Origin of the sequence: Terasakiella sediminum (assembly GCF_033100395.1) — a bacterium.
GTDB lineage: Bacteria > Pseudomonadota > Alphaproteobacteria > Rhodospirillales > Terasakiellaceae > Terasakiella.
In genome coordinates this window covers 52,428-72,560 of sequence record NZ_JAWLVJ010000021.1, presented here as the reverse complement: position 1 = coordinate 72,560, position 20,133 = coordinate 52,428, and the positions used below count along the sequence as shown (strand labels likewise).

The following is a 20,133-nucleotide window of genomic DNA, read 5'->3' as shown; positions in this document are numbered from 1 at the left end:
AATCCGTATTAACTTTTCACATTTTACCTGATTATCAATATTTTCAAAAATGATATTATCCTTGGCAACATCCCTTCAAACAGAGAGACAAAGTCATGAAAGCCATCGGTTACACAAACATGGGCCCTATCGAGTCCGCCGCCTTTACTGAATTTGAAACCGCCATACCCGAAGTCGGCCCGCACGACCTGCTGGTCGAAGTTCATGGGGTTTCTGTTAACCCGGTGGATACAAAAGTGCGCGTGCGTGCCGAACCGGATGGCGGGCCCAAAGTGCTGGGCTATGACGCCGCCGGGATCGTCACACAGGTCGGCAGTGATGTAACAAAATTCAAAGTCGGCGATGAAGTTTTCTACGCCGGTGATATTACCCGTCCCGGTACCAACTCTGCCCTTCATGTTGTCGATGAACGTATTGTAGGTAAAAAACCAACTTCGCTTGGTTTTGCCGAAGCAGCAGGTATGCCCCTGACCTCCATCACCGCCTGGGAACTCCTGTTTGATCAGTTGCGCGTCACAGAAGGCGGCGGTGAAGGTGAAAGCATCCTCGTCATTGGTGCAGCAGGCGGGGTCGGTTCCATCCTTGTGCAACTGGCAAAGAAACTGACCAAACTCACCGTCATCGCAACTGCATCGCGTCAAGATACCATCGACTGGGTCAACAAGATGGGCGCAGACCATGTAATCAATCACCGCGAACCCATTGCGGCACAGGTGAAGGACTTAGGCTTGGAACCCAAATATGTTGCCGCACTCACAGGCACAGACGGACATTTCGACCAGATTATCGAACTGATCAAACCACGCGGCAGCATCGCCTTTATCGATGATCCGGAAACATTGGATATCAAAGCGGGCAAACAAAAGGCCCTGACCTTCAGCTGGGAATTTATGTTCACACGATCTATGTTCCAGACAGATGATATCGCTGAACAACAAAACCTGCTGACCCGCGTTTCAGAAATGCTGGATGACGGCACGCTGATTTTCACCGTGACCAATAATCTAGGTAAGATCAGTGCAGCGACCATCACCAACGCCCATAAAATTCAGGAAAGCGGCACGGTGATTGGCAAAAACGTACTGGACGGTTTTTACTAAGATATGAAATGATCAAGATGCGGGTGAGTAATCATTCCGCATCTTTTTTACGAAGGAGTTTGGCCCATGCTGTTAGATACCCCAATCTGTGACTTCGGCTGGAAAGCCCCGGACTTCACCCTGTCTGATGCGGATGGCAATTCCTTCGGTTTGCAAGAGAACCTTGGCGACAAAGGTCTGCTCGTCGCTTTTATCTGCAACCATTGTCCCTATGTGCAACGCATTGCAGAACGGCTTTCCACAGATACCAAACAGCTGATGGCCGAGGGGATCAATGTGCTGGCGATCATGTCCAATGACTATCAGACCTATAACGCAGACTCCCCTGAAAACATGAAGCTCTTTGCCAAGAAACATGGCTTCGCCTTTCCTTATCTGATCGATGAAAACCAATCTGTCGGCAAGGCATACGGCGCCATCTGCACGCCGGATTTCTTTGGCTTTAATGCCCAAGGGGAATTGCAATATCGCGGACGCCTTGATGATGCGACCATGGGCAATCCCAACAACCGCATCCCTGAACTGCTAAACGCCATGCGCACCATAGCCGAAACGGGCCGTGGTCCAGCTGAACAATTCCCGTCCATGGGGTGTTCGATCAAATGGCGCAGTTAGGCATTTAGTCCGCCGTATATTCCTTGGGCGGTGGCAGCCAGCCTTTTTCGGATTTATCCATCAGATCTTCCTTGTCGCCGGACATGATCTCAAACAATTCTTCCGTATGAGCGCGCATGACGTCGGTGTATTTTTTCGACGCCCCATCGGCGGACCACTGTTCGCGTGCAGCCTCAAAGGATTTAAGGTCGTGACGGGTGAACATGCGGGCTTTCTGTTCGGCCTGATACGGGTGATGCCCCAGTTCGACAAGGGCCTTTCTCCCCACATTGAGGGAGCCTTCAAACAATTCACGTTCAATCACATGGGCGCCTAACTGTTCCAGTTCATAAACATGGTGGCGATCCACAGCACGTGCGATGATGCGCACATGGGGGTAATGTTTGGCCACATGATGCACCAGCGTGTTCTGCTTTTCCTTATCATCCAGACAGGCAACGAACAATTTAGCTTCATCCAGACCACTGGCATGCAGCAGGTCAGGGCGCGTCGCATCCCCATAAAAAGCCTTGATGCCGGAGCGACCCAGCACATCGACGATCTGCGGATCATGGTCCAGAATGACCACCTTGTGATTATTGCTCATCAACAAGCGCGCAACGATCTGTCCGAAGCGACCGGAGCCTGCAATGACGGCGGTGCCTTTTTCATCAATCTCATCAGCGTCGCGTGTTTCCCCGCTTGAAAGTTTCTTCAGAACCAGTTTTTCATAAAGGATAAACAAGGCAGGCGTCAGCAACATGGTAATGGCAACAACCAATGTCAGCGTCTGCACCAAAGGTGACGGTAAGGCCCCGCTAGCTGTTGCAAAGCCAAACAAGACAAAGGCGAACTCCCCGGCCTGCGCCAGTCCTGATGAGAAAAGGAAACGATCCGACTTCGGCAGTTTAAAGAAGGTGCCGAGCAAGAACAGCACCCCAAACTTCAACACCATCACCCCAAGGGCCAAACCGACGATCAAAAGAGGTTGTGCGGCCAGCAGATCAAAATCAATACCGGCCCCAACGGTGATGAAGAACAGGCCAAGCAACAATCCTTTAAACGGATCAATATCGCTTTCCAGTTCATGACGATATTCACTGCTGGACAGCACCACGCCAGCCAAAAAAGTTCCAAGCGCAGGTGATAAGCCAATGGCGCTCATCAACAAGGCGATGCCGATCACCAGCAACAGGGCGGCAGCCGTAAAAATTTCGCGCAGTTTGGCTTCGGCGATAAAGCGGAAAACGGGCTGAATGACGTATCGTCCGGCCACAATAATCCCGACGATTACCCCCATAATGATCAATCCTTGCAGCCATCCGGCCAACTCCCCGATCATACTGCCATGATGACCATCATCGCCTGAAGGACTGACAACAGCCGTTGCCAGTAAAGGCATGAGTGCCAGCATCGGGATAACCGCGATATCCTGAAACAACAGGACGGAAAAAGACGACTGTCCGCCTGTAGATTTCATCAGGCCTTTTTCATTCAAGGTCTGCAACACGATTGCCGTAGAAGAAAGGGCGAGGATCATCCCGACCGTCAGCGCATTCTGCCAGCTGAGGCCAAACGCCATGGCGATGGCGGCAAACAGCGCAATGGTTCCCGTGACCTGCAATCCCCCCAACCCCAAAAGCTTGTCCTTCATGCGCCAGAGCATGGCGGGTTGCAATTCAAGCCCGACCAGAAACAGCATCATCACCACGCCGAACTCGGCAAAATGTTTTAAGTCTTCGGTTTCACCCCCGACCAGACCAAAAGCCGGGCCGATCAGAATACCTGCGATCAGGTAGCCGAGCACCGACCCCAACCCCAGACGGTTTGCAATCGGCACCGCGATGACGGCGGCCATCAGATAGATAAATGCCCCTTGTAACAGTTCCATCGCTTAATCCTTCTTTGGCTTGATGATCAGTTGATCGAGATCGTCATTGATGCGAGTGAGTGTTTGGGCTTTTTCAAGATCAAGCCTCCCGTCACATAAGGCAACCAGCAGGCGGCGGTATTCTTCCACATAGAAATCCAGCTCCCCGTCATCCACCACATGGCCTGCACGATAAATGGAAAAGGGCGGTAAGTACGTCATGTGACACAACCGCGCCATATATTCGAAAGGCTTGAAGAAATCGATCAGCTCGTTCCCCAAAACGCCACCCTTGGAATAATGGTCATGGGCCGCCCCGGCTGTTGCCGCATTCAGAAAATACTTGCCCTGCAAGGCGGTGCCTTCAGGGCCAAAGGCAAAGCCGTATTTCAACACCAGATCCTGCCATTCTTTCAAAATCGCCGGGGTGGAATACCAATAGACCGGATGCTGAAAGATGATGACGTTATGATCGATCAGGCGCTGCTGTTCACGCGCCACATCAATATCAAAGCCCGGATATTCCCCATAAAGGTCCACCACTGTGACGTTGGGCAATGTGCGTGCGGCTTTAGCCATCACGTGATTGACCTCGGATCTATCATCACGGGGATGGGCATATAAAATCAGTATTTTTGCCATGATGGCCCTTTTTCAAATTCAGGTCAGTTTAGCAATCAGATCGTCCATCGCCTGCACGATCTCAGCAGCCTGTGCCATATCCTCACCCGCCGGATGTGGGGCGGAGAACTGACGGGCATCATTATCGAAATAGCGACCGGATACATTTGCAAATTCTTCAGATAAGGATGCCCGTTTCAGGATATCAACGCCAATGTTAATATCATTACCTGCGGTCCCAAACCCTTCGCGCACCATCTTGCTTGCAAGCAAGGACCCCGGATTCACTGCAACCATCATCGGCCCGGCATCTTTCAAAAAGGTCGTCCACATGGTGATGGCAAGCTTGCTTTGGGCGTAAGCGTCCATATCCGCCAGCTGGCCTTCCCCTTTCAAGGCAGACAGCTTCACCGGGGCTTGGGCTGCCGAAGAAAGGTTCACCACACGGGCATCCACTGTCAGGACAGACATCAGTTTTTGGGTAAGCAAGTATGGCGCAATCGTGTTGACCACAAAGCGGATATCCAGATCATCACAGGTGCGTGGGGACGGCGTTTTGAAGATGCCCGCGTTATTGATCAGCACATCAATATGATCATGCTTTGCCAGAACATCTGCCGCCAATTTGGAAACGGCTTTCAGATCAGACAAGTCAGCCACATGACTTTCCACACCCCCGCCCAGATCATCTTCCACATGGGCAAGTTTTTCAGCATTACGGCCATGAAGGATGACTTTATGACCATCTGCAAGCAGGGATTTGGCTGTTTCCAAGCCGATGCCATCTGTTGATCCGGTGATGAAAATTGTTTTTTTCATAATCTATTCCTTAATTCCTGAATTCCGGCAGAACCTCGCCTGCCAGACGGTTTAATGTGGTAACCATATCGTCTGTGTTAAAGCGCAAATTGATCGCGACATGATTGATCCCAATTTCCTGAATGCCCCAAAGGTAATCCTTCAGATAATTCACCCCGGATCGAAAACCCAAATGAATGGGCGATAGGGCTTCATCCGGATTGTCAGACAAGTCGATATAAAGCGATTGGGACGCTGGTTTGATGGGCAGACCAAGTGCATTCGTCTTATCTCGCCATTCAGTAATGATGCGACCCTGAACGGCAACATTGCGGGGGTACGTAATCCAGCCATCGCCATTTGCCGCCAGCCAGTCCGGGGATTGCTGGCTTGCCCCGGTAATCATCAAAGGCAGACGACCCGATGTAGGTTTGGGCAACATATCAATCCCGCCATAGGGGCTGCCCAGCGGGTTTTCAAAGCTGGCCGCGTCTTCCCACATACGCTGGATATACTCCATACTATGACGGAACCGTTCCCCGCGATTTTCAAATTCCATATTCAGCGCTGGATATTCTTCAGGTCGATCACCAGAGGCCACGCCCAGGATCAGCCGCCCGTTGGATAGCACATCCGCACTTGTTGCCGCCTTTGCCACATGGGCCGGATGGCGCAACGGCAGGATGATACTGCCGACACCCAGCGCGATCTTTTCGGTCTGTGCCGCCAGAAAGCCCAGATACACAAACGGGTCATACATCTGCCCGGTGTCGCCAAAGCTCGGCACATTAAAAGGCACATCGCGCAGCCAGACAGTGGCAAAGCCGAGTTCTTCGGCCAGCTTCACTCGCGCGATATGATCTTTCATGGTTGGCTCCGGGCTGTTGGGATAATGTTCAATCGGCACCACAAGGCCCAGGCTCAGTTTGTTCGGCTTGTAGGTTGCGTTAAACCCCGCGTTAATGATTTTAAATTCTTCAGTCATATCGCACCAAAATTCTGCTTTCCACGCTCATTCTTGTTGTATAGCCCGCGCCTTCTTCCGCCACATCCAGCGCACCGTGAGCAATATAAGGGCGCCCCTGATTGTCATAGACGTGAAAGATGGCGGTTTCATCATGGTCTATCCTTTCAACCTCGAATATAAGGCGGGCATTTTCTATTAAAAACCGGGCAGAACCCGAATTCTCTTTATGGAAAACCCATATAATGACCTCACTCGCCCCTCATTTTTCGCTGAAAGGAATATAAAATCATTGGAATAATTATAAAATATGGCAAAATACACTAACTGTTTTTAGATTTTGGATAAAATAGATGGATACGAACGGGATCAGACTTTTTGTGATGGCCGCAGACATGCTGAACATCAGCAAAGCCGGGCGACAATTGGGGTTATCCCCTGCAGTTGCCGGGGCAAAGCTGTCAAAGCTGGAAAAGCAACTGGGGGCAGACCTATTGCATCGTTCCACCCGCAAAATTTCGCTATCGCTGGAAGGCGAGGAATTTCTGCCCTTTGCCCGTGAAATCATCGCCCAGGAAGATGCGGCGCATGCTGCCCTTGGTCATGGCAGCAAGGAAATCAAAGGCACCTTGCGTTTTACGGCCTCCAGCACCTTTGCCCAATTGTTCATCGCCCCTATCCTGCCGGAATTTCTCGAACGATACCCGCAGCTGAAGCTGGATTTAAAACTATCAGATGCCCAGACCAATCTGATTGAAGGCGGCTATGATCTGGCCTTGCGCAATTACGCCATTGAAGACAGCAGCCTGAAAGCGCGCAAGATTGCCAATGACAAACGTATCCTCTGTGCCTCCCCCACCTATCTGGATCAATATGGCGTTCCGGAAACACCGGAAGACCTTAGCGATCACCGCATCCTGACCTTTAATTACGGCGCGCCCAAAAAGATGATTGCGGATGATGACGCACCAGAGGCCACCTTCCCCCCTGCACAATCAGAAAAGCACGTCATGTGCGATGACGGCACCAGCATGCGCATCAGCACAGTTGCCGGGCTGGGCATCTCCATGAATTCGATCTGGAGTATTCATAGAGAATTAAAGGACGGGTCCTTGGTGCGTGTGCTGCCCAACTATGAAGTGGCTGATCGTTCCGCCATCTGGCTTGTCTATCCCAAATCCAACATCCTGACCGCCAAGGTCCGGGTCTTTATTGATTATCTGCTGGAAAAAATCGGGACACCGCCGATCTGGGAACGCTGACTTTATTGTATAGAAAACCGAAAAACTGATTTCCGACTTCCCCCAGTTTTATTGTGAACGGATATTTTTATCTTAAGGGCCAACGAACATTTACCCCCCTTAGGAGAATATCTATGAAAGCAATGACCCTGAATGAATATGGTGAAAACGCAAACTTCACCGTAGCCGAAATTGATCAACCATCGGCAACCAAAGGCCACGTAGTGGTGCGTATCAAGGCAACCAGCGTAAACACGGTGGACACCATGATCCGCAACATGGGCAAGGACCTGCCGCTCTCACCTGAACTGCCCGCCATCCTCGGGATGGATTTTGCAGGTATCATTGAAGAAGTTGGTGAAGGTGTTACAGGTTTCAACGTCGGTGATGAAGTCTATGGCTGCGCTGGCGGTCTGGCCGACTTGCAAGGGGCCTTGGCAGAATATATGGTGGCTGATGCGAACCTTATCGCCCTTAAACCCAAAACGCTGACCATGCGCGAAGCTGCTGCCCTGCCGCTGGTCGGGATCACCGCTTATGAAGGCCTGATGCGTGCCGGGGCAACGACTGGTCAGAAAATTCTCGTTCACGGTGGTGTCGGGGGTGTTGGTCATTTGGCCGTACAGTTGGCTAAACATATGGGCGCAGATGTCTTTACCACTATTTCCGGTGACGCTGCGCCTGCAGTGATCAATAGCTATGGTGCAACCGCAATTGATTACACAAAAGAAACCGTTGCAGATTATGTGGCGAAATACACCGATGGTGCAGGTTTTGACGTGGTGTTTGATAGTGTCGGCGGGGCCAATATGACCAATTCGTTCGAAGCCGCCACCCTGAACGGACATGTCGCCACCACCGTTTCCCTGTTGGAACTGGATTTATCACCAGCACACTTTAAGGGCCTGTCCCTGCATGTGGTCTTTATGCTGATCCCGATGCTGTTTAACCACAAACGTCCAGACCATGCTGACATCCTTACCAAACTGGCAGAGATTGTCGATGCAGGTGCCTTGAAACCATTGCTGGATGAAAAAGAATTCAGCCTGGACCAAGTGGGCGATGCCTATGCGCGTCTTACAAGCGGTCAGGCCATGGGCAAAGTGGTGATTGACGTATAAGGACAGGTGCGTTTGCAGGTGTATTTCAATCAGCTTGATCGAAATATGCCTGCAAATTCCCCATACTCACTTTAAAGCTCGCCTGAAACGCAATCAGTTCTGCCTCGCCATCGGCGTCATCCAAACAGGCAAGTTCCAATGCTTTGGCCGCATTGGCAAGGTCCATTGCCCCTAAGTTCCCGGCAGCCCCACAAAAACCATGGGCTTCCACAGCGCGTTCTCTGGGCAATTTTTCTAAAAGCAGCTGATCGAAATCCTGATATTTATCGAAGAAGTTTTTCAGAATTTTAACCATCAGCGCTTCATTCTGGTTAAATCGGCGCAAGGTTGCGACCAGATCAAATCCTTCAATCTCTATCGTCACAGCCCGATCCTATTGCTTACGTCAGTGCATCATTAATGCGCGACAGGAAAACGCGGTCATCAATCGGTTTCTGGATAAAGCCAGCACCACCTGCCTGATAAAAACTGTCATAGGTGGAATCATTAAATTCACTGGTCAGGGCCAGCACCGGAATATCTTTTGTTGTATCCTGGGCTTTCAATTTTTCCAGCGCATCAAACCCGGCCATAACAGGCATATTCAAATCCATGATCACCAGATCAGGCGCATGAACAGCGGCTGAAAACAGGGCAGCTTCGCCATCTTCGGCAATCATCACTTCATGACCCTGGCCTTCCAGCAGAGACTGACAGACCGCACGTGTCACAAAATCATCATCAACAACGAGCACTTTAGGCATTTTTCTTCCTTATCTATTCCACTACCCTTGATACACACACCCATCCACCAAGAGTTGATATCGCACAAACATACTATTAAAACCCGTCAAACCCCAGCAATTTTTCCGAGCAAAGTTAACTCAAGATAATTACTAATTGGCGCAGATTGTTTTTATTGTGTACTGTCTGTGCCCAAGGATCATACCCCAACACCCGTTCAAAAGGAATAGATGATGAAGACCCTGCGTGCCACCTTATCAAAAGCCGCTTTCGCCATAACGCTTTTGTCAGCCCCTGCCCTGATGGCGGCCGACCCGCTGCCGTCTTATAACGTTGATCTGGCAGAAACATCTGTTTCCGGCCTGTCTTCGGGCGGCTTTATGGCGGACCAGTTCCATGTGGCCTTTTCCAGTACCCTAAAAGGTGCAGGCATCTTTGCAGGCGGGCCATATAACTGCGCGGACGGGTCCTTGATGACGGCGCTTGGTAAATGTATGAAAGCCAACTTCATCACCGGAAAGCCGGATGGCAAGGAACTGGCCGAAAATGCCAAAATGATTGCAGAACAAAAACTGATCGATGATCTGGCAAACCTGAAAGGAAACAAGGTCTATATCTTCGGCGGCACCAAAGACGAAACCGTTTCCCCGAAAGTCGTCGCCCAAATCCCGGTATTTTATGAAGCCGCAGGTATTGAAAAAAATCATATTCGCTATGTCGATACGGTTGCAACCGGCCATGCCATGATGACCAATGATTTCGGCAATCCCTGTTCCACCGTTGCCAAAACACCTTTCATCAACAATTGTGACCGTGACGGTGCTGGCAATGTTTTAAAACATATTTATGGCGATGATTTAAAAGCCCCTGCTGAAAAACTGTCCGGCAAGATCATCAGCTTTAACCAGGGTGAATTCCTTAAAAATCCAACCAGCCATTCCATGGCAGATGACGGCTATGCCTTTATCCCGCAGGCTTGCACGGATGGAGAGGCTTGCAAAGTCCATATCGTCTTTCATGGCTGCCAGCAAAACGTTGCCACTATCGGCATGACGTACGTTGAAAACACAGGCTATAACCGTTGGGCCGATAGCAACAACATGATCATTCTTTATCCGCAGACCTCATCCAACCTGTCTGGCAACCCCAAAGGCTGCTGGGACTGGTGGGGCTATGACAGTGCGGATTACTTCAACCAAAAAGGCAATCAGATGGCCGCCGTCAATGCCATGCTGCAACGTCTTGCAGGTAAATAATCAACGGCCTTTTGTGGGACAGGCACTTATAAAAGCTTGTCCCACAAAGGGCCAACCATCCCGGCTTTATGCATGACATTGATGGACGCCAGACTGTCTGACACCGGGAAGATTTTGGTAGTATCTTCGGCCCAAGCCTTGGTGATTTCTTCTTCCATCTCAGTGCGTTTCAGATGGGGGGAGAAATAAAAGACAGGTTCCAGCAGATCATCATCCGCCCCGATCACCCCTTCTGACACAGCACGTTTCTGGATGGGGGCATGGGGTAAAATGCGAATACCGCTAAAACCAAAAACAGCCGCACCGTTCAACTGTCGCATATTTTCCAGCCCTTCACGCAAGGTCTCGTTCGTTTCTTCCGGGCCGCCAAAGATGACGAAATGGGCGGCGGGGATATCCAACTCCCGCACCAGTCGGTGGCTTTCAAACACATCGTCCATACGAAAGGCCTTGTGCATGCCCGCCAGGGTCTGATCACTGGCCGCGTCCGTGCCAAATTCCATGGCATGCAGACCGGATCGTTTCATGATCTGCAGGGCTTCTTTAGTGAGATGAGACGGGCGAAAATAACCGCACCAGGGCATCTTGTTGCCCCGCCGGATCAGTTCTTCACAAATCTCCAGATAACGATTTTTCAGGTCATTAAAGACTGAATCCGTGAAGAACAGATATTTACAGCCAAAATCCTGTTTGATCCGTTCAACCTCATCCACCACCTCTTTCGGGTCGCGATAGCGATAGACGTTACCTTCCAGTGTGGGATAGGAACAATAATCACAACGAAACGGACAGCCGCGTTTGGTCTGCACGTTCAACATCCCGCCACGACGGCTGTAATAGTCCGTGATCATTGGGTCATATTTAACCGACTGCCATGCCCCCGTTGAAAGCGATGTGCCCCGAAGGATGGTTCCACGGGCTGGGGCTGTGCCCTTTTCAATCTGTCCGACCAGATCACAAACCGCAATTTCCCCTTCCCCCATGACGCCATAATCGGCCTTGAGGTTTTGCATGATCAATTCGGGGAACAAAGTAAAGGCCCCGCCCCCCAGAATGATGGGCGCATCAGTTTTGCGTTTGACCTCAGATATCGCCTGAAAGGCCGTACCTAAAAAGAACTGCGGATCTGCGCTATCCACCGTATCAATATTGCGGATGGAAATGCCAACCACATCAAAACATTGATCGGCAAACACCCCGTCAAGACCAGAAAGTCCGCCTTCGGCCAGCACGTCATACTGGCGCACAAAATGGCCTGCTTCTTCCAGCGCCCCGGCAATATGGGCCATGCCAAGCGGGTGCACCACATAAGGTGTTTGCACCTGATTGATGGAAATCAGCAGACAGTGAAGGCCCATTTAACTGACGGTTTTCTTGAAGATCAGGGAGGTATTAATGCCGCCAAAGGCAAAGTTGTTCGACATCATATATTCCATATCCAGCGAACGGCCTTCCTCGACCACATAATCCAGATCGGCACATTCCGGGTCCAGATTATCCAGGTTAGCCGTATGTGCAAGCCAGCCATCGCGCATCATTTCCAGACCCAGCCAGGCTTCGATCACCCCGCAAGCTCCCAGACTATGCCCGAAATAACTCTTCAGCGAATGGATGGGGGTTTGATCCCCGATGACGGCCAATGTTGCATGACTTTCCGCCACATCCCCACGGTCTGTTGCCGTGCCGTGTGCGTTGACATAATCAATCGCGCCCGCATCCAGGTTTGCATCTTTCAGCGAAGAACGAAGCGCCAGTTCCATGGTTTCGCGCGTCGGCTGGGTAATATGGTTGCCATCAGAGTTCGTTCCGAACCCGACGATTTCCGCATAGATGGTTGCACCGCGTGCCTTCGCCCGATCATAATCTTCCAAAATCAGACTGCCTGCGCCTTCGCCGATAACCAGACCGTCGCGGTCTTTATCAAACGGGCGCGGGCTGCAGTGTGGTTCTTCATTGCGAACAGATGTGGCATAAAGCGTATCAAACACAGCGGCCATGGATGGGCATAATTCTTCTGCCCCCCCAGCCACCATCACATCCTGCATACCGTATTTAATAGCTTCATACGCATAACCGATGCCTTGTGATCCAGACGTACAGGCACTGGACGTGGGAATTACACGACCTTTCAGCCCAAAGAACACGCCGATGTTAACGGCGGCTGAATGGCTCATCATCTTCACATAACTGGTGGCGGTCAGGTTGCGCATAGTGCCTTCGCTCATCAATTCCGCAAAAGCAATCACGGGCTTGGTGCTGCCAAAGGACGATCCGTAAGAAACCCCCATGCGACCACTGTCAAACAGGTTCTGATCATCCAGCAAGCCTGCATCCGTCAGTGCCATTTCGGTTGCGTAAACCGCCATGCGCGACACAGGCCCCATGCTGCGCAGCTTTTTGCGCGGGTAGCGTTTATCCACGTTAAAATCGATCACAGGTCCAGCCAGACGGGTGTTCAAATCCGTATAACGGTCCCAGCTTTCCATATGTTTGATGCCCGTGCATCCTTCACGAAAAGCATCGCGAACCGTAGGCCAGTCATTTCCAAGGGCCGTGACACCACTCATCCCGGTCACAACAACTCTGCGCATTAGAACATTCCTCCGTTAATGGAAATAACCTGTCTGGTGATATAGCCCGCATCTTCTGAACAGAGGAAGCTGACGGTCCCCGCCACTTCTTCCACCGTACCAACACGGCGCATAGGGATGGCTTTTTTAATTTCGTCAATCGGCAAATCGTCCAGCATCTGTGTACCGATCAGGCCGGGTGCCACACTGTTAACCGTGATTTTACGTTTGGCGAGTTCAATAGCCAAAGATTTGGCCGCCCCGATCAAGCCTGCCTTGGAAGCCGCATAATTTGCCTGGCCCCGGTTGCCCATCACACCGGATACCGAAGACATCACAACAATGCGCCCGCCTTTGCGAGCAGACACCATCGGCATGGTACAGGGGCGCAGTACGTTGTAAAACCCGTCCAGATTGGTATGGATCACACCGTCCCAATCTTCATCCGTCATGGCGGGAAAGGCCGTGTCACTGGTGACACCTGCATTCAGTACAACACCATAGTACGCCCCATGTTCTTCCATGTCGGCTTCCAGCACGGATTTGCATTGTTCACGATCAGAAATATCAAAAGAAATAAGACGCCCGCCTGATCCGGCCTCGATAACCTGTGACAGAGTTTCTTCTGCACCCGCCTGATCACGGCCATAATGGACCACAATGCCAAAGCCGTCTTTCGCCAATCGCACCGCAATTGCCTGCCCAATGCCCTTACTGGCCCCTGTCACCAAAACCGTTCTACCCATCGGTTGGTTTCTCCATTTCTAAAGTTTCTTTACTTGGTTGATAGACATTCAGACGTGCTTCAACGACGGTTTGTCCGTCTTTTTTTGTGACACAATCAAACGAGGCCATTTCCCCGTCGTTGTATAAAGAACTGGCTTCGATATGCAGCGTATCGCCAATGGCAAACCCGTCACACATCAGCTTGATTTTGCGTGATCCCAGCAAAAAACCAATGCGGACTTCTTCGCCCTGTTCCAGACCACAGGCTCCGCTATAGGCCGCAACGGACTGTGCCATATATTCAACAGCGACATAGGCCGGAACCATCCCATCTTCCAGAAACGGTGTGTCTTCATGGATGGTCACGGTGGTTTCGATCTTTTCCTGATCGTGGTCAAGGACGCGATCCACCAGGATCATCGGGTGATCGTGTGCAATCAAATCTTCAATGGCATAATCCATCTTTATCCCTCCCCTTTCTTGAGCGCAAGACAGATATTGTTCCCGCCAAAGGCAAAGGAATTGCTCAGCAGCACTTTATCAGCCGGATCAAATTCTTCACCTTGTTTGGCAAAACGCACACGTGGATTTTCCTCATCCTCAACCGCATCCCACACATGAGGCGGCAGTTTGTTATGCTGCAGGGATAACCATAAAAAGCCCAGTTCGTTCGACCCCGCTGCCCCCAGCATATGCCCGGTCAGGGCCTTGGTTGAACTGCAGGGGACATCTGTGCCCAAAAGCGTATTCACCGTTTTTGCTTCCATGGCATCATTCAGCTGTGTCGCCGTGCCATGCAAATTTACATAGGCCACCTCTGCATCGCCCTTTGCCAGGACCATCGCCTTTAATGCGCCATCGCCATCTGGCGCAGGCGCACTGATGTGATAGGCATCCGATGTTTCGCCATACCCACAGAATTCAACCGGACCCACATCGCGGCTCAGGATGAAGAGGGCTGCGCCTTCACCGATATTGATGCCATCGCGGTTTTTGCTAAAGGGCTGACATTTGCCTTTTGATAAAGAATCAAGGGCGTTAAAACCGTTCAACGTCAGACCACACAGACTGTCCACACCGCCTACGATGGCTGCATCACAAATTCCGGCTTCGATCCAGCGCGCAGCCGATGCCACCGCTTTCGCCCCGGACGTGCAGGCCGTTGATACGGTCATGGCCGGACCAGATAAATCCAAATATTTCTGAATAAACTTCGAAAGATCAGACACCGTCTGACGTTGGTAATCATAATCATCAGGGAAATTTCCGTCATTCACCTTTGCCGCAATGCCCGCTTCGTTATCCCCAATGCCTGATGTACTGGTCCCGACCACAACGGCAATGCGATCAGCCCCATATTTGGCAATCAAAGCCGACACGTCCTCATTGATTTCAGATAAAGCCGCCAGGGCAAGCTGATTATTACGACTGTTATGTTCTTCCAGATGTTTCGGGATTGTCGGCAACACGCCATCCACTTCGCCCACATAGACCGTTTGATCGGGGATATAGCTGTCATTTTGTTTTAGCCCAGCTTGCGATCCTGCAAACAGATTTGCCGCCACGGCTTCTTTGCCACAGCCCAGCGGGTTCACGATCCCCAGGGCATTCAGATAAAATGTCATGATGCCCCCTTCATCCGTTTGGACTGAATTTCGATGCGATATCCCAGGACATGATTTTCAATCACGACTTTGCCATTCCAGCGATCCATCTGCGACGGGCTATAGATCGACAGGGTCTTATCTCCGTTGTTTTCGACAATCCGTTCATTGCCGACCTGGCGCACACTTTCATCAAACACGCCCAGCGCATCAATCGGCCAATAGGCCATCATAATGTCTTTTAAAATATATTCCGCGCGCACCATATCCGGCATCCAATTTGCTTTTTGCGCCGTTACCCCATTGTCATCCCAGAAGACAGAAAACGCACGCCGCCCCATACTGTCCAGTGCGATCAGGGACAGGCCGTCTTCTTTCATGCTGAGCCCCACCTGAAACACAAACTGTTTTTGCGCATAATCCCCTTTTAACAATTGGACCACTTCCACCTTTTCAAACGGCAGGGCCCACTTGGGGAAATCCACGCTCTCTGTTTTCGGCTGTGTGCTACAGCCGACCAGAAACAAACAGAAGATTACGGTAAGGACGGACTTTAAGGACATTGCGAAGCGACCATTTTCAGATATTTACGCGGTTCCTGTACAAAGGGGTTTTTCTCATCCCAGGCATAGCCCGCCAGAATGGAAGTGATCATATCACGGATGGAGTTTTCTCCTTGCGGTGAATTGAAGATGATCTTCTGCAACGGGCCTTCATACCAGCTTTCAACAAAGGCCTTGAAACAGCTGACCCCAACCTTTAACGGATCTGCATATTCTTTATCCCAGTCCACAGTCTCGCCTTCCAGCTGACGCATCAGCGGATCGACCACAAGGTTGGCCGACTTCAACGCAATGGTGACGCCGGATGAAAAGACCGGGTCCAGAAATTCTCCGGCATTACCCAACAAAGCGAATTTATCAGAACACAAATGCGTTACGTCACAGGAATACCCAGACAATTGCCCAACCGGGCGGGTTTCTTCGGCATCATCCAGCAGGACGCCCAGCTTTTCAGCTTCACGCAACAGGGTCCAAAGCTTCTGGGAATTATCTCCTTCATAGGTTTCCAGCACTTCCGGGCGCACCACAACACCAACCGAAGACGTGCCATCAGAAAAGGGAATGAGCCAGTACCAGATATCATTCTGTTCCGGATGAATGGTGATCAGGATTTTATTGCGATCAAAATCCTTGCTGTGCAGATTGTCTTTCATATGGGTAAAAAGCGCATTTCGTACCGGGAAACTGGACGGACGTTCCAGGTCCAGCAGGCGCGGCAAGACGCGGCCATACCCACTGCCATCCAGCAGGAATTTACACTGAATATCAAATTCTGTGCCCTGATCATCTTTCACACGGATGACGGATAAGTCACCGGACAGATCAACACTCAAGACTTCGTGATTGTAACGGATATCCGCGCCTTTGGTCCCGGCAGCATCAGCCAGCAATTTATCAAAATTCGCGCGCTGCACCTGATAAGTTGTGCCCCAGCCTTCAGATGATTTCTGACGAAAATCGATCAAACTGCCGCGTTCTTCCCAACCAAAGGCCGCCCCGTTTTTAAACTGGAAACCATGTTCAATCACATCTTTCAACAAACCTGCATTTTCCAGAAATTCCATGGATTGTGGCAAGAGGCTTTCCCCAATGATAAACCGCGGGAATTCCAGTTTTTCCAGCACCAGCACCTTTACGCCGCGATTGGCCAGCAGGCTTGCAGCCACACTGCCACTGGGGCCAGCCCCGATAATCACCACGTCAAATTGAGTATTCATAATTTCAGACTTTCTTGTTTTTTATTTTGCACGAGAGGTGCCAGCATATAGGCAATGGAAATCCCGATCAGAATTGTCACGCCAAACGCATGGATGGCATACATATCGCTTAACGCCAATAATCCAAAGGCCATAATTGTGGAAGCTGCCGATAAACTATTGGCCAACATAACTGCCGATTGCTTATTGCTATCTGCTTCGAAATTAAAGAGCGCGTAGTCCAGACCAATCGCCAGAACCAGCAACAACGCCATGGCGTTGAAGAAGGTAAAACTTTCCCCAAACACAGCCGCAATAAAAGGCGTCATGACGACCGCACTGACAGGCACGGACAAAATCAGACTGGCCCGTTTAACCCCATAGGCTTTCGTCAAAAAGCCCCAGATCACACAGCAGGCAATCCCAATCAGGATCAAAGCCCGTTCACGGTATTTGCCAAGCGTCTCACTGATATCTTTTGCCTGATCAACCAGACGCACCGCCGCGTCGCCTTCTGCCAGCGCAGACAATGCATCCAGATCCGTAACCCCGCTTAGACGGACAAGATGCAGCTCTGGGGAAAGGCGGAAATCAGGCAGCAAGCCATCAGGTTTAAGGAAAGACACATCATCATAACTGCCAGCCCCCGGTTTCATGCCGATCAGTTCCAAATGCTGATCCAGCTTTCCCCCCAGCAAATTATCTTCGATCAGTTGACGATTTTCATTCTGGCGTTTTAAGGACGGAACGACCTGCGCCATGGATTGATAGGCAACCAGCGCACCGCTTTCACGCAGGTTTTCAAGCTTGATCAGAATTTGTTCTTCTTTTTGCAGGATCGCTTCTTCATCTGCACCTTTGACCAGCAACAGGCGCGTTGCATTGTCCAGGCCTGTGATATTGCGGATCATTTCTTCTTCGACCTTTAAATCCACAGGCAGGCTCTGCAAGCGGCGCACATCGTCATCCACATGGATTGTCCAGGCCCCGGCCATTGCCAGCAAGACAGACACACCGCCGATGATGAAACACCAATTGTGATCAAATCCGAACGTGCGCTTGAAATGCATCGCCCCAGCAGATCGATCCACAAACGGATAAATGCACATGACACAGACATAGGCCATCACCAGCCCGACAGTCGCAAATACAGCAATTTGCTGCAACCCTGGAAACGGTGCTGTTGCAAGAATAAGAAACCCAAGGGACGAACTGATCACGCCCAGCGTCAAAGGTTTTGCGATATTTTTTGTGCGCAGCAAACCGGACGATGCATCATCCCCCACCGCATCACAGCAGTAATGAAAGGTGTAATCCACCGCAATACCGATCAAACCAGCCCCAAAGACAAAAGCCATCAGATGCAGCTTGCCAAAGATCAACAGGCACACCCCAAGCCCGCCGATGACACCGGATGAAATCGCCAGCAGCGCTAGCAGGATTGGACGTAGACTTCTTAAGAAAATAATATTCAGCAGGATGATCCCGGCCAGCGAAAGCGCACCGATAAAAGTGGCTTCGCTTTGGGCCTGTTCCACACCACGTTCTGCATAAAAGACAGCGCCTGTCTTGATCACGTCACTCCGTTCAGGCGGGGTCAGGCTTTCAAAGGTCCGCACGAATTCTGCCTGAAAGGTCTGATCAAAGGCTTCGCCTTTCAGGGTGAAGGACAACAGAATATGGCCATCAATCACCTGCCAGCCATCAACCATTTTGATCTTGTTAGACGGTTGTTTCTGTCCCGCCAGATAAGCAGGGAAAAGCAGATAAGGATCCTGGCGGATCATCTTGGCATCACTAAAACCGAATGCCGACATAATCTGTGCCCAGGCCCGCTTGACGACTTTGTCCGCGTCGCCCTGTTGCAACCAGATGCGGTCCTGATCAGACAGCAATCCGCTGCGATGCTGGAACAAGGTTTCGCCCAGATTTTCAATCATCTTTTCAGATTGGCTGAGAGTGGCAAAAGGCATGAGAGCCGTGACCATTTCATCTGCAAACGAAGCAGCTTTCTTAAAATCGTCTGCCTTGATCAGAACAATAACGCGTTGGGTCACCTGATCTTTCATGCGCTGATTGGCTTCGCGCACCCAGGGGCTTTGTTCTTCATCGGGCAGCAGAGATAGGAAATCTGTTTCCACCGGGATTTCATCAGCAAAACGCACGCTGATTATAATCAGGCTAAGGACAAGCACCAGTGACCAGACGATGGTGCCAATGCGCCTCATTCTTTCACCTGAAAGACTGTTTGATCGGCAAAAGTAATTTCATCTTTGTCCTCTTGCGGCTTAATGATTTCCAACCGATCCAGATAAAGGCCACCTTTTAAGAAGACCGATTTGAAGGGGGCATCGGCTGGCGCATCAAAAGACAGCGTCCAGCCATCAGCATCCGGCACGAGCTTGGTGCCAAACTTTTCTTCCAGCACATCCCAGCGCCCAAGCATGGAAAGGGATAACACATCATGCAGGGTCTTTAGCGCGGGGAACTGGTCCAGCGAGATCTTCATGGTTTCCTGCCCGTCCACACTTTGCATCATGCCTGTTTCATTGATCACCAATGTGGTGGCAAACGGCGTCAGTGTTTTCCAGAAAAGTCCGATTTCCCGATCAAAGGAATAGGTCCCGTTTGATTCAATGGCGCGATCAAACCCGGCGAGATATCGCTTCTGCGAAAAGGTCCCAGCCAACCCTTCCCCTTCTGCCAAGACGACCGGGCGGTCCTGGGCAGCAAGGTCAAAACTGAACAGCAAGCATGACAGAACGATCAGGATGCGCATGTGGCCTCTTTTATCTTGTCAAACAAAATGACCGGGCTTTCAAATTCCATTTCCTGGGTTTCAGCATCGACCGCCACCTGAATGGTGAAACCTTTGGTGATCTTTTCACCTGTTTCGACATCCGTGATCAGATAATTGATCTTCAGGCGGTTTTCATATTCCGCAATCGTGGCTTCCACATTGATGTTCTGCCCAAAAGTAACGGGACGCACGAACTTTACCCGCATATCAACAATCGGCCAGACATAGCCACTGTCACGCATCTGCGGATAATTGTAATCGATCTTATCCAGCAAGGCACAGCGGGCCTGTTCAAAGAAGCGCACATAATTGCCATGCCAGACCACTTCCATCGGGTCCAGATGGTAAAATTGCGCTTGTATTTGAACCGAGGCCGAAATCATCAA

At 50.8% G+C, this 20,133-nt stretch carries 21 protein-coding genes; 5 read left to right on the top strand and 16 right to left on the bottom strand.

Translation table 11 applies throughout. The features are described 5' to 3' along the window. Positions 1 to 95: 95 nt before the first annotated feature. Together RYZ26_RS15685 and RYZ26_RS15680 are read left to right on the top strand one after the other, a co-directional pair. Positions 96 to 1,100, top strand: coding sequence for a zinc-binding alcohol dehydrogenase family protein (locus RYZ26_RS15685; protein WP_317684183.1), 1,005 nt, complete (start codon positions 96 to 98; stop codon positions 1,098 to 1,100). A 66-nt stretch (positions 1,101 to 1,166) separates the two neighbouring features. Continuing rightward, entirely contained in the window at positions 1,167 to 1,715 is a 549-nt protein-coding gene (locus tag RYZ26_RS15680) for a thioredoxin family protein (protein WP_317684182.1), read from the top strand. Between the two features lie 4 nt (positions 1,716 to 1,719). Here the strand turns inward: RYZ26_RS15680 and RYZ26_RS15675 are convergent, their stop codons facing one another. The 4 genes from RYZ26_RS15675 to RYZ26_RS15660 are packed head-to-tail and all read right to left on the bottom strand — an operon-like array spanning position 1,720 to position 5,968. Next, a complete protein-coding gene (locus RYZ26_RS15675) occupies positions 1,720 to 3,585 on the bottom strand; it encodes a monovalent cation:proton antiporter-2 (CPA2) family protein (RefSeq protein WP_317684181.1) in 1,866 nt (621 codons plus the stop codon). Between the two features lie 3 nt (positions 3,586 to 3,588). Next, positions 3,589 to 4,206, bottom strand: a complete 618-nt coding sequence (locus tag RYZ26_RS15670; RefSeq protein WP_317684180.1) for an NAD(P)H-dependent oxidoreductase — start codon at positions 4,204 to 4,206, stop codon at positions 3,589 to 3,591. 18 nt (positions 4,207 to 4,224) lie between these two features. After that, positions 4,225 to 5,004: an SDR family NAD(P)-dependent oxidoreductase gene (locus tag RYZ26_RS15665; protein ID WP_317684179.1), complete on the bottom strand. Its 780-nt coding sequence runs from the start codon at positions 5,002 to 5,004 to the stop codon at positions 4,225 to 4,227. Between the two features lie 10 nt (positions 5,005 to 5,014). Next, the gene (locus tag RYZ26_RS15660) at positions 5,015 to 5,968 is read right to left on the bottom strand and encodes an LLM class oxidoreductase (RefSeq protein ID WP_317684178.1); all 954 of its coding nucleotides are present in this window, start codon (positions 5,966 to 5,968) and stop codon (positions 5,015 to 5,017) included. A 332-nt stretch (positions 5,969 to 6,300) separates the two neighbouring features. Between RYZ26_RS15660 and RYZ26_RS15655 the strand changes: the two genes are divergently transcribed. Continuing rightward, positions 6,301 to 7,209 (top strand): LysR family transcriptional regulator, encoded by a 909-nt coding sequence (locus RYZ26_RS15655; RefSeq protein WP_317684177.1) that lies wholly within the window; start codon positions 6,301 to 6,303, stop codon positions 7,207 to 7,209. A 113-nt stretch (positions 7,210 to 7,322) separates the two neighbouring features. After that, the gene (locus RYZ26_RS15650) at positions 7,323 to 8,309 is read left to right on the top strand and encodes a zinc-dependent alcohol dehydrogenase family protein (protein WP_317684176.1); all 987 of its coding nucleotides are present in this window, start codon (positions 7,323 to 7,325) and stop codon (positions 8,307 to 8,309) included. A gap of 25 nt (positions 8,310 to 8,334) precedes the next feature. Here RYZ26_RS15650 and RYZ26_RS15645 read toward each other — a convergent pair whose 3' ends face one another. After that, positions 8,335 to 8,673 (bottom strand): Hpt domain-containing protein, encoded by a 339-nt coding sequence (locus RYZ26_RS15645; RefSeq protein ID WP_317684175.1) that lies wholly within the window; start codon positions 8,671 to 8,673, stop codon positions 8,335 to 8,337. Between the two features lie 16 nt (positions 8,674 to 8,689). Then, positions 8,690 to 9,052, bottom strand: a complete 363-nt coding sequence (locus tag RYZ26_RS15640) for a response regulator (protein WP_317684174.1) — start codon at positions 9,050 to 9,052, stop codon at positions 8,690 to 8,692. A 210-nt stretch (positions 9,053 to 9,262) separates the two neighbouring features. Here RYZ26_RS15640 and RYZ26_RS15635 point away from each other — a divergent pair, with 210 nt between their 5' ends. Then, the gene (locus RYZ26_RS15635; protein WP_317684173.1) at positions 9,263 to 10,288 is read left to right on the top strand and encodes an extracellular catalytic domain type 2 short-chain-length polyhydroxyalkanoate depolymerase; all 1,026 of its coding nucleotides are present in this window, start codon (positions 9,263 to 9,265) and stop codon (positions 10,286 to 10,288) included. A gap of 26 nt (positions 10,289 to 10,314) precedes the next feature. Here RYZ26_RS15635 and RYZ26_RS15630 read toward each other — a convergent pair whose 3' ends face one another. The 10 genes from RYZ26_RS15630 to RYZ26_RS15585 are packed head-to-tail and all read right to left on the bottom strand — an operon-like array spanning position 10,315 to position 20,130. Continuing rightward, the gene (locus tag RYZ26_RS15630; RefSeq protein ID WP_317684172.1) at positions 10,315 to 11,646 is read right to left on the bottom strand and encodes a lipid biosynthesis B12-binding/radical SAM protein; all 1,332 of its coding nucleotides are present in this window, start codon (positions 11,644 to 11,646) and stop codon (positions 10,315 to 10,317) included. Next, complete coding sequence (locus RYZ26_RS15625) at positions 11,647 to 12,879, bottom strand: beta-ketoacyl-ACP synthase (protein WP_317684171.1); 1,233 nt, start codon at positions 12,877 to 12,879, stop codon at positions 11,647 to 11,649. Then, positions 12,879 to 13,604 (bottom strand): 3-oxoacyl-ACP reductase FabG, encoded by a 726-nt coding sequence (fabG, locus tag RYZ26_RS15620; protein WP_317684170.1) that lies wholly within the window; start codon positions 13,602 to 13,604, stop codon positions 12,879 to 12,881. The genes RYZ26_RS15625 and fabG overlap by 1 nt, the downstream gene beginning before the upstream one ends. Further along, positions 13,597 to 14,046, bottom strand: a complete 450-nt coding sequence (locus RYZ26_RS15615; RefSeq protein ID WP_317684169.1) for a hotdog family protein — start codon at positions 14,044 to 14,046, stop codon at positions 13,597 to 13,599. The genes fabG and RYZ26_RS15615 overlap by 8 nt, the downstream gene beginning before the upstream one ends. 2 nt (positions 14,047 to 14,048) lie before the next feature. Next, entirely contained in the window at positions 14,049 to 15,209 is a 1,161-nt protein-coding gene (locus RYZ26_RS15610; protein WP_317684168.1) for a beta-ketoacyl-[acyl-carrier-protein] synthase family protein, read from the bottom strand. Further along, a complete protein-coding gene (locus RYZ26_RS15605) occupies positions 15,206 to 15,751 on the bottom strand; it encodes a DUF3261 domain-containing protein (protein ID WP_317684167.1) in 546 nt (181 codons plus the stop codon). Before RYZ26_RS15605 ends, RYZ26_RS15610 begins: the two co-directional genes overlap by 4 nt. Continuing rightward, on the bottom strand, positions 15,742 to 16,968 hold the full coding sequence (locus RYZ26_RS15600) for an NAD(P)/FAD-dependent oxidoreductase (protein WP_317684166.1): 1,227 nt from the start codon (positions 16,966 to 16,968) through the stop codon (positions 15,742 to 15,744). The genes RYZ26_RS15605 and RYZ26_RS15600 overlap by 10 nt, the downstream gene beginning before the upstream one ends. Further along, positions 16,965 to 19,175 carry an MMPL family transporter gene (locus tag RYZ26_RS15595; RefSeq protein WP_317684165.1) on the bottom strand — a complete coding sequence of 737 codons (2,211 nt, stop codon included), beginning with the start codon at positions 19,173 to 19,175 and terminating at the stop codon, positions 16,965 to 16,967. The genes RYZ26_RS15600 and RYZ26_RS15595 overlap by 4 nt, the downstream gene beginning before the upstream one ends. After that, entirely contained in the window at positions 19,172 to 19,726 is a 555-nt protein-coding gene (locus RYZ26_RS15590) for a LolA family protein (protein ID WP_317684164.1), read from the bottom strand. The genes RYZ26_RS15595 and RYZ26_RS15590 overlap by 4 nt, the downstream gene beginning before the upstream one ends. Then, the gene (locus tag RYZ26_RS15585) at positions 19,714 to 20,130 is read right to left on the bottom strand and encodes an acyl-CoA thioesterase (RefSeq protein ID WP_317684194.1); all 417 of its coding nucleotides are present in this window, start codon (positions 20,128 to 20,130) and stop codon (positions 19,714 to 19,716) included. The genes RYZ26_RS15590 and RYZ26_RS15585 overlap by 13 nt, the downstream gene beginning before the upstream one ends. Positions 20,131 to 20,133 lie beyond the last annotated feature (3 nt).

Coding starts and splice junctions, on each gene's coding strand:
- RYZ26_RS15685 (WP_317684183.1), top strand. CDS start 96: ATGAAAGCCATCGGTTACACAAACATGGGCCCTATCGAGTCCGCCGCC.
- RYZ26_RS15680 (WP_317684182.1), top strand. CDS start 1,167: ATGCTGTTAGATACCCCAATCTGTGACTTCGGCTGGAAAGCCCCGGAC.
- RYZ26_RS15675 (WP_317684181.1), bottom strand. CDS start 3,585: ATGGAACTGTTACAAGGGGCATTTATCTATCTGATGGCCGCCGTCATC.
- RYZ26_RS15670 (WP_317684180.1), bottom strand. CDS start 4,206: ATGGCAAAAATACTGATTTTATATGCCCATCCCCGTGATGATAGATCC.
- RYZ26_RS15665 (WP_317684179.1), bottom strand. CDS start 5,004: ATGAAAAAAACAATTTTCATCACCGGATCAACAGATGGCATCGGCTTG.
- RYZ26_RS15660 (WP_317684178.1), bottom strand. CDS start 5,968: ATGACTGAAGAATTTAAAATCATTAACGCGGGGTTTAACGCAACCTAC.
- RYZ26_RS15655 (WP_317684177.1), top strand. CDS start 6,301: ATGGATACGAACGGGATCAGACTTTTTGTGATGGCCGCAGACATGCTG.
- RYZ26_RS15650 (WP_317684176.1), top strand. CDS start 7,323: ATGAAAGCAATGACCCTGAATGAATATGGTGAAAACGCAAACTTCACC.
- RYZ26_RS15640 (WP_317684174.1), bottom strand. CDS start 9,052: ATGCCTAAAGTGCTCGTTGTTGATGATGATTTTGTGACACGTGCGGTC.
- RYZ26_RS15635 (WP_317684173.1), top strand. CDS start 9,263: ATGATGAAGACCCTGCGTGCCACCTTATCAAAAGCCGCTTTCGCCATA.
- RYZ26_RS15630 (WP_317684172.1), bottom strand. CDS start 11,646: ATGGGCCTTCACTGTCTGCTGATTTCCATCAATCAGGTGCAAACACCT.
- RYZ26_RS15625 (WP_317684171.1), bottom strand. CDS start 12,879: ATGCGCAGAGTTGTTGTGACCGGGATGAGTGGTGTCACGGCCCTTGGA.
- fabG (WP_317684170.1), bottom strand. CDS start 13,604: ATGGGTAGAACGGTTTTGGTGACAGGGGCCAGTAAGGGCATTGGGCAG.
- RYZ26_RS15615 (WP_317684169.1), bottom strand. CDS start 14,046: ATGGATTATGCCATTGAAGATTTGATTGCACACGATCACCCGATGATC.
- RYZ26_RS15610 (WP_317684168.1), bottom strand. CDS start 15,209: ATGACATTTTATCTGAATGCCCTGGGGATCGTGAACCCGCTGGGCTGT.
- RYZ26_RS15605 (WP_317684167.1), bottom strand. CDS start 15,751: ATGTCCTTAAAGTCCGTCCTTACCGTAATCTTCTGTTTGTTTCTGGTC.
- RYZ26_RS15600 (WP_317684166.1), bottom strand. CDS start 16,968: ATGAATACTCAATTTGACGTGGTGATTATCGGGGCTGGCCCCAGTGGC.
- RYZ26_RS15595 (WP_317684165.1), bottom strand. CDS start 19,175: ATGAGGCGCATTGGCACCATCGTCTGGTCACTGGTGCTTGTCCTTAGC.
- RYZ26_RS15590 (WP_317684164.1), bottom strand. CDS start 19,726: ATGCGCATCCTGATCGTTCTGTCATGCTTGCTGTTCAGTTTTGACCTT.
- RYZ26_RS15585 (WP_317684194.1), bottom strand. CDS start 20,130: ATGATTTCGGCCTCGGTTCAAATACAAGCGCAATTTTACCATCTGGAC.